Source organism: Frankia sp. Hr75.2 (genome assembly GCF_949319125.1).
In the GTDB taxonomy this organism is placed as follows: domain Bacteria; phylum Actinomycetota; class Actinomycetes; order Frankiales; family Frankiaceae; genus Parafrankia; species Parafrankia soli.
Map to the genome: position 1 here is coordinate 202,087 of NZ_CASGGV010000288.1, position 7,208 is coordinate 209,294.

General features: G+C 75.5%; 5 protein-coding genes. All 5 read left to right on the forward strand.

What is annotated here, in order from left to right; translation table 11 throughout:
• The first annotated feature begins 2 nt into the window (after positions 1-2).
• The 5 genes from mraY to AC559T_RS21025 all read left to right on the forward strand — a co-directional run bounded on the left by mraY (position 3) and on the right by AC559T_RS21025 (position 7,061).
• On the forward strand, positions 3-1,070 hold the full coding sequence (mraY, locus tag AC559T_RS21005; protein ID WP_071063813.1) for a phospho-N-acetylmuramoyl-pentapeptide-transferase: 1,068 nt from the start codon (positions 3-5) through the stop codon (positions 1,068-1,070).
• Positions 1,071-1,072: 2 nt separating this feature from the next.
• Positions 1,073-2,653 carry a UDP-N-acetylmuramoyl-L-alanine--D-glutamate ligase gene (gene murD / locus AC559T_RS21010; protein ID WP_131625944.1) on the forward strand — a complete coding sequence of 527 codons (1,581 nt, stop codon included), beginning with the start codon at positions 1,073-1,075 and terminating at the stop codon, positions 2,651-2,653.
• 56 nt (positions 2,654-2,709) lie between these two features.
• Positions 2,710-4,158 carry a putative lipid II flippase FtsW gene (ftsW, locus tag AC559T_RS21015; protein WP_498869809.1) on the forward strand — a complete coding sequence of 483 codons (1,449 nt, stop codon included), beginning with the start codon at positions 2,710-2,712 and terminating at the stop codon, positions 4,156-4,158.
• Positions 4,159-4,293: 135 nt separating this feature from the next.
• Positions 4,294-5,424 (forward strand): undecaprenyldiphospho-muramoylpentapeptide beta-N-acetylglucosaminyltransferase, encoded by a 1,131-nt coding sequence (gene murG, locus AC559T_RS21020; RefSeq protein ID WP_112106092.1) that lies wholly within the window; start codon positions 4,294-4,296, stop codon positions 5,422-5,424.
• Positions 5,425-5,522: 98 nt separating this feature from the next.
• The gene (locus AC559T_RS21025) at positions 5,523-7,061 is read left to right on the forward strand and encodes a UDP-N-acetylmuramate--L-alanine ligase (RefSeq protein ID WP_498869810.1); all 1,539 of its coding nucleotides are present in this window, start codon (positions 5,523-5,525) and stop codon (positions 7,059-7,061) included.
• Positions 7,062-7,208 lie beyond the last annotated feature (147 nt).

Here is a 7,208-nt window from a genome sequence, read left to right on the forward strand (position 1 = left end):
GCGTGAGAGGAGTTCTCTTCGCGGCACTGGTCGCGCTGGTCATCTCCCTGCTCGGCACCCCGTCGGTGATCCGCTTCTTCCGGCGGCAGGGCTACGGGCAGGAGATCCGTGAGGACGGGCCGTCGAGCCACCTGACCAAGCGCGGCACGCCCACCATGGGCGGCACCGTCATCATCCTCGCCACCCTCGCCGGGTACTTCGTCTCGCACCTGGTCACCGGCATCGGCTTCACCGCCTCGGGCCTGCTGGTCCTGATGGTGATGACGGGCCTGGGCCTGGTCGGCTTCCTGGACGACTACATCAAGATCCGCAAGCAGCGCAGCCTGGGGCTGACGGCCCGGACGAAGTTCGCCGGCCAGGCCGCGGTCGCCCTGGCGTTCGGGCTGCTGGCCGTCCGGTTCAAGAACGACAGCGGGCTGCTGCCGGGCTCGACGTTCATCTCGGTCGTGCGCGACACCGGGTTCTCGATCGGCCTGATCGGCTTCCCGCTGCTCGCCTGGATCATCATCGCCGCGACCTCGAACGCGGTGAACCTCACCGACGGCCTGGACGGCCTGGCCGCCGGCACGTCCGCGATGGTCTTCGGCGCCTACGTGGTGATCTCCTTCTGGCAGTTCGGCAACGTCTGCGAGGCCGGGGCGCTGACCGAGGGCTGCTACTACGTGCGCGACCCGCTCGACGTCGCGTTGGTCTCCGCCGCCGCGATGGGGGCCTGTTTCGGCTTCCTGTGGTGGAACGCCAGCCCGGCGAAGATCTTCATGGGGGACACCGGCTCGCTCGCGCTCGGCGGGGCGTTCGCCAGCATCGCGATCGTCAGCCGCACCGAGCTGCTGCTGTTCGTGCTGGGGGGCCTGTTCGTCATCGAGACGCTGTCGGTCATGATCCAGGTGGCGTTCTTCAAGGCGACGAAGAGACGGGTGTTCAACATGGCGCCCATCCACCATCACTTCGAACTCGCCGAATGGCCGGAGACGACGGTGATCATCCGGTTCTGGATCGTCTCCGGCCTGGCCGTAGCGTTCGGCCTGGGCCTGTTCTACGCCGAGTATCTTTCCCACGGGGGCGGTTGACCATGAGTACTTCCGCCACACCGGTGCCCGCGGGCGCGGCGCTCGCCGGCGCTCAGGTCACGGTCGTCGGAGTGGGCGTCTCCGGCGCCGCGGCGGCCGGTGCGCTGGCGGCCCGCGGCGCCCGGGTGGTCGTGGTGGACGCGGCCGACGGCCCGGGCCAGCGCGCCGCCGCCGAGCGGCTGCGGGCGGAGGGAATCGAGGTCCGGCTCGGCGGCCTGCCGGCCGAGGCCGGGGCGGCGTCGCTCGTCGTCACCTCGCCGGGTGTCCCACCGGACACGCCGCTGCTGCGGGCGGCGGAGGCCGCCGGGGTACCGGTGTGGGGCGAGGTGGAGCTCGCCTGGCGGTGGCGCGGGCTGTCCCGGTGGCTCGCGGTCACCGGCACGAACGGCAAGACCACCACGACCGAGATGCTCGGCGCGATGCTCGTCGCCGGGGGGCGGCGCGCCACCACAGCCGGCAACATCGGCACGCCCATCGTGGCGGCCGTCGAGACCCGGCCGCCCTACGACGCGCTCGCCGTCGAGCTGTCCAGCTTCCAGCTGCACTACACCTCCACCGTCGCCCCGCGCGCGGCGGTGATCCTCAACGTCGCGCCGGACCATCTCGACTGGCACGGCGGAGCCGACGCCTACGCGGCGGCGAAGGCGCGGATCTGGGCGGCCCCGCACACCGTCGCCGTCGGCAACGTGGACGACCCCGTGAGCCTGGAGCTGCTGTCGCGGGCGCCGGGCCGGCGGGTCACCTTCGGGCTGGACCCGAACGCCACCCCACGGCCCGACCTGACCGTCGTGAACGGGTACCTGGTCGACCGGGCCTTCTCCGGCGGGCGGCTGATCGCCGTGGCCGATCTCGGCGCGGCCGGCCGCTCACCCGGGCGGCGCCCGCCCGCCACCGGCATCACCGGCGGCGGGCCGGCCGGCGGCAGGGTCGGTGGCGCCGTGGCGGGTGGCACCCGGGCCGGCGCGGCCGGGACCGGCGACGGGCCGGGCCCGTTCGGCGGCGGCCAGTTCCGGGACGACCGCTTCCCCGGCTTCGCCACCGGCGCTGAGCTGGGATCGCACAACATCGCCAACGCGCTGGCCGCCGCCGCGCTGGCCCGCGCCGACGGGGTGGACCCGGCGGCCATCGGCGCGGCGCTCGCGTCGTTCCGGCCCGGCGCGCACCGCAACGTCACCGTCGGCCGGCGCGGCGGCGTCCGCTACGTCGACGACAGCAAGGCCACCAACCCGCATGCCGCCGCGGCGTCGCTGCGCGCCTACCCGTCGGTGGTGTGGATCGCGGGCGGTCTGAACAAGGGCCTTGAGTTCGACGATCTCGTTGTCTCGGCCCGTCACGGGCTGCGCGCGGTGGTCCTGATCGGCCAGTGCGCCGACGAGGTGGCCGCGGCTCTCGCCCGACACGCCCCCGATGTCCCCGTGGAACGGGCCGCGGGCATGGACGATGCGGTGGAGGCCGCCGCGAAGCTCGCGGCACCGGGCGACACCGTGCTGCTGGCGCCCGCGGCGGCGTCGATGGACATGTTCCGTGACTACGCGGAGCGCGGCGACCTGTTCGCCGCGGCCGTGCGAGCGCGGGGAGGCTGACCGCCGGCGCTCTCCCTCCCAGCGCGGCACCGGAGAGGGGGAGCGTGAGTGAGCGCATGACGGGTGCGCGAACCACCAGAACGGGGACGGCCGTCGCCGGGTCGAGGCCCGCGGGGAGCACCGGCCCGGGCACGACCGGCGCGGGCGGGGCCGGCGCGGCGGGCTCCGAGGCCGCCACCGACACGGGCGGCGCGGGCGGCGCCGGCGGGCTGCGCCCCGGCACCGGCGGGCCGGAGGCCACCGGGGCCAGGCGGGGCTGGGTCGGCGACCCCCGCACGCCCGTCCTCGACCGCCCGCTGGCCTCGTACTACCTGCTGCTCTCCTCCGCCGGCCTGTTGCTGCTGCTCGGCCTGGTGATGGTGCTCTCGGCGTCCGCCCCGCGGTCCTTCCAGGACTTCGGCTCGGCCTACACGCTGTTCCTGCGGCAGGCGACCTGGGCCGGCATCGGCATCCCGCTGCTGCTGGTCGCGAGCCGCCTGCCGATCCGGGTCTTCCGGGCCGCCGCCTACCCGTTGCTGGGCGTGACCGTCCTGCTGCTGATGGCGGTGCTCGTCCCGGGGATCGGGCACGTCGAGAACGGTTCGCGGCAGTGGATCCCGATCGGCCCGTACACCCTGCAGCCGAGCGAGTTCGCCAAGATCGCCCTCGTGCTGTGGTGCTCGGACGTCCTCGTCCGCAAGCGCCGGCTGCTGGTCAACTGGAAGCACCTGATCATCCCGGTGGTGCCCGGCTTCCTGTTCGTCGACCTGCTGCTCATGCTCGAGCCCGACCTGGGCGGCTCGATCTGTGTCACCGTCGTCCCGCTGGCGGTGCTCTGGGTGATCGGCACCCCGCTGCGGATCTACGCCGGGCTGCTCGGCGGCATGGTCGCCGGCGCCAGTGTCCTGGCGATCAGCGCGCCGTACCGGCTGGAACGACTGATGTCCTTCCGGGATCCCTTCGCCGACCCGAACAACACCGGTTTCCAGGCCGTCCACGGCATCTACGCGCTGTCGTCCGGTGGTTGGTGGGGGGAGGGGCTGGGCGCCTCCCGGGAGAAGTGGCCGGATCTGCTGCCCGCCGTGCACACCGACTTCATCCTCGCGATCATCGGCGAGGAGCTCGGGCTGCTCGGGAGTCTGGTGACCGTCACGCTGTTCGGCGTGCTGGGCTACGCGGGCCTGCGGATCGCGCACCGCGCCGACGACCTGTTCATCCGGCTGGCCGCCACGGCGGTCACCGCCTGGATCATCGCGCAGGCCGTGGTGAACATGGGCGCGGTCGTGGGAATCCTGCCGATCACCGGGGTGACCCTGCCACTGGTGTCCTTCGGTGGATCGGCGCTGCTGCCGACGATGGGCGCGCTGGGCATGCTGCTGGCCTTCGCCCGCCGCGAGCCGGATGCCGTCGTCTACCTCGCGGCGCGCGCCGAGGCGCGCCGCGCAGGGCGTGCGGGGCGCGCTGGTCGGGGGTGGCTGCGCCGCCGCCGCGCCGCGCGGGCCGAGACTCCCGAGGCGGCGGTCTAGAACGGTCGAGCTCGGCCCCCCGGAACGGCGGTCCGAGCGGCCGAGCCGAGGCGTCCGTGTGGTCGGCCGATCCGCCCGCGTGTTCGGCCGACCATGTTGCGTGCGCGCCGCCGCGATGTGGAATCGTCAGGGCCGATGTTGCGAAGTGTGCTGCTCGCCGGCGGCGGAACTGCCGGCCATGTGGAACCGGCCCTCGCGGTCGCCGACGCGTTGCGCGCGGACGACCCCAGGATCCGGGTGACCCTGCTCGGTACCGAGACCGGGCTGGAGGCGAAACTCGTCCCGGCTCGCGGCTACGAGTTGGCGACCGTGCCGAAGGTACCGATGCCCCGGCGCCCCTCGCCGGCGCTGCTCACGGTGCCGAAACGGCTGGCCGCCGCCGTCGGCGCGGCGCGCGCCACGCTGCGCGAGGTGCGGGCGGACGTCGTGGTGGGCTTCGGCGGCTACGTCGCCGTGCCCGCCTACGTGGCCGCGCGCCGCCTGGGGGTGCCGATCGTCGTGCACGAGGCCAACCCGCTGCCCGGCCTCGCGAACCGGCTGGGGGCGCGGCTCACGCCGTTCGTGGCCACCTCCTACCCCAGCACCCCGCTGCGCGGGTCCACCCTCACCGGGATTCCGCTGCGCGCGGAGATCCTCACCCTGGACCGCTCGGCGCCGGCGGCGCGCGCGGCGCGGGCCCGCTACGGCCTGGACGCCCACCGCCCGACCCTGCTCGTCTTCGGGGGGTCGCAGGGCGCCCGCTCGCTGAACACCGCGATGGTCGGCGCCGCGCGGGAGCTGACCGGCTCGGGCGTGCAGGTGTTGCACGCCACCGGGCCGAAGAACTACGAGGAGGTCGCCGCCGCGCTGCCCGCCGGGCTGGCCGCGCCCTACCGGGCGGTGCCCTACCTGGACCACATCCCCTCCGCCTACGCGGCCGCCGACATGAGCCTGTGCCGCTCCGGCGCGATGACGTGCGCCGAGCTCGCGGCGGTCGGCCTGCCGGCGGTGTACGTACCGCTGCCGCACGGCAACGGCGAGCAGCGCCGCAACGCGCTGCCGACGGTGGAGGCCGGCGGCGGGCTGCTGGTGGACGACGCCGAGCTGAGCCCCGGCTGGCTGGCGGCCAACCTGCTCCCGGTGCTGACCTCGGCAGAGCGACTGGGGAAGATGTCCGCGGCCTGCGCCGGCACGGGCCACCCGGACGCCGCCCGCGCGATCGTCGCGATGATCCGGCTGGCCGAGCCGACCCGCAGGCGGGCCCGGCCGAGGCACGCGGCGAACTGAGCGACCGTGGCCAGCGCCTTCCCGCCCGCGCCGCGCCTGAGCCCGGCGCGCGTGGGTCCGACGCACGCCCGCGCGCGGCACTGCGGCAGGATGGCCACGTGACGGCGCGAGATCTCCCGGAGGGCTGGCGGCGGGTCCACCTCGTCGGCATCGGCGGGATCGCCATGAGCGGTCTGGCGCGGCTGCTGGTCGCGCGGGGCGCGACAGTCACCGGCAGCGACGCGGTCGAATCCCGGCGGCTGGCGTCGCTGCGCGCGCTCGGCATCCCGATCACGGTGGGCAACGGCCCGGACAGTTTCGACGCGTCACGGCTCGACGGGGTCGAGCTCGTCGTCGTCGCGCCCGCGGTGCCGACCGACGACCCGGAGCTCGCCGAGGCGCGCCGGCGCGAGCTGCGCGTGCTGACCCGCTCCGCCGCGCTCGCCGGGCTGATGGCCGGGCACCGGGGCGTCGCGGTCGCGGGCTCGCACGGCAAGACCACGGTGGCGATGATGCTCACCGCCGCCCTGCAGGCCTGCGGTGAGGACCCGACATTCGCGGTCGGCGGCGATCCGGGCGAGGCCGGTTCGCACACCCACGCGGGCAGCTCCGAGCTGATGGTCGTCGAGGCGGACGAGGACGTCGGCGCGTTCTGGCAGCTCCAGCCGTACGGCGCGGTGCTGACCGGGGTGGCCGCCGAACATCTCGACCACTACCGGACGATGCCCGCGCTCGCCGCCTCGTTCGCGACGTTCCTGCGCCGGGTCGACCCGGGCGGCTTCCTGGTCGCCTGCGTGGACGACACGGCCGGCTGGGCGCTCGCCACGGCGGCGGCCGATCACGCCGACCGGTGGCGCCGGGCCGGCGGCCCGGACGGGCGCCCGGCGGACGCCGCCGCGCACAGCACCACAGGCGGGCAGGGCACCGCGGGCGCGGGCCGGCCGTGGCTGACGGGGTACGGGTTCGGGTCGTCGGCGGACGTCCGGCTCGTCGCCGAGGAGATCTCGATCGCGGGCACCAGCGCGGAGGTCGTCGTCCATGGCGTCCGGCTGGGCCGGCTGTCGCTGCGGGTCCCCGGCCGGCACCACCTCCTGGACGCCGCGGCGGCCCTGGCCGCCGGGATCGCCCTGGGTGCCCCACCGGCCGGCCTGCTGGCCGGGCTGGCCGAGTTCGCCGGGGTCCGCCGCCGCTTCCAGCCGCTCGGGTCGGCGGGCGGGGTGCGGGTGGTCGACGACTACGCCAACCACCCGGACCGGGTGGCCGCCGCGGTCGAGGCGGCGCGGGCGGCTGCCGGCGGCGGCCGGGTCGTCGTCGCGTTCCAGCCGCACCTGTACAGCCGCACGGCCCTGCTCGCCGACCGGTTCGGTGCCGCGCTGGGCTCGGCCGACGCGGTCGTGGTGATGGACGTCTACGGCGCCGGGGAGCAGCCCGAGCCGGGCGCGGGTGGTGCCCGGGTCGCCGCGGCCACCCGGGCCGGGGCGGCGCGGGCCGGGGCAGCGCGGGTCGTGTACGAGCCGTCGTGGTCGGCCGTCCCGGGCGTGCTGATGGATCTGGCGCGGCCGGGCGACCTGGTCATGACACTCGGCGCCGGCGACGTGACGCAGGTCGGCCCGGAGCTGCTGCGCCTGCTGGCCGAACGGTCGGCCCTGCCGGGCTGACCCAGGCCCCCAGCCCCGGTCTGATGATCCATCGCAGAAGTGGGGGGGGGGGGGGGGGGGGGGGGGGGGGGGGGGGGGGCGGCGCGCCCGCCGGGGGCCGGGGGGGGGGGGGTGTCGAGGATGTGGCGGAGCATGCCGGCGATCATG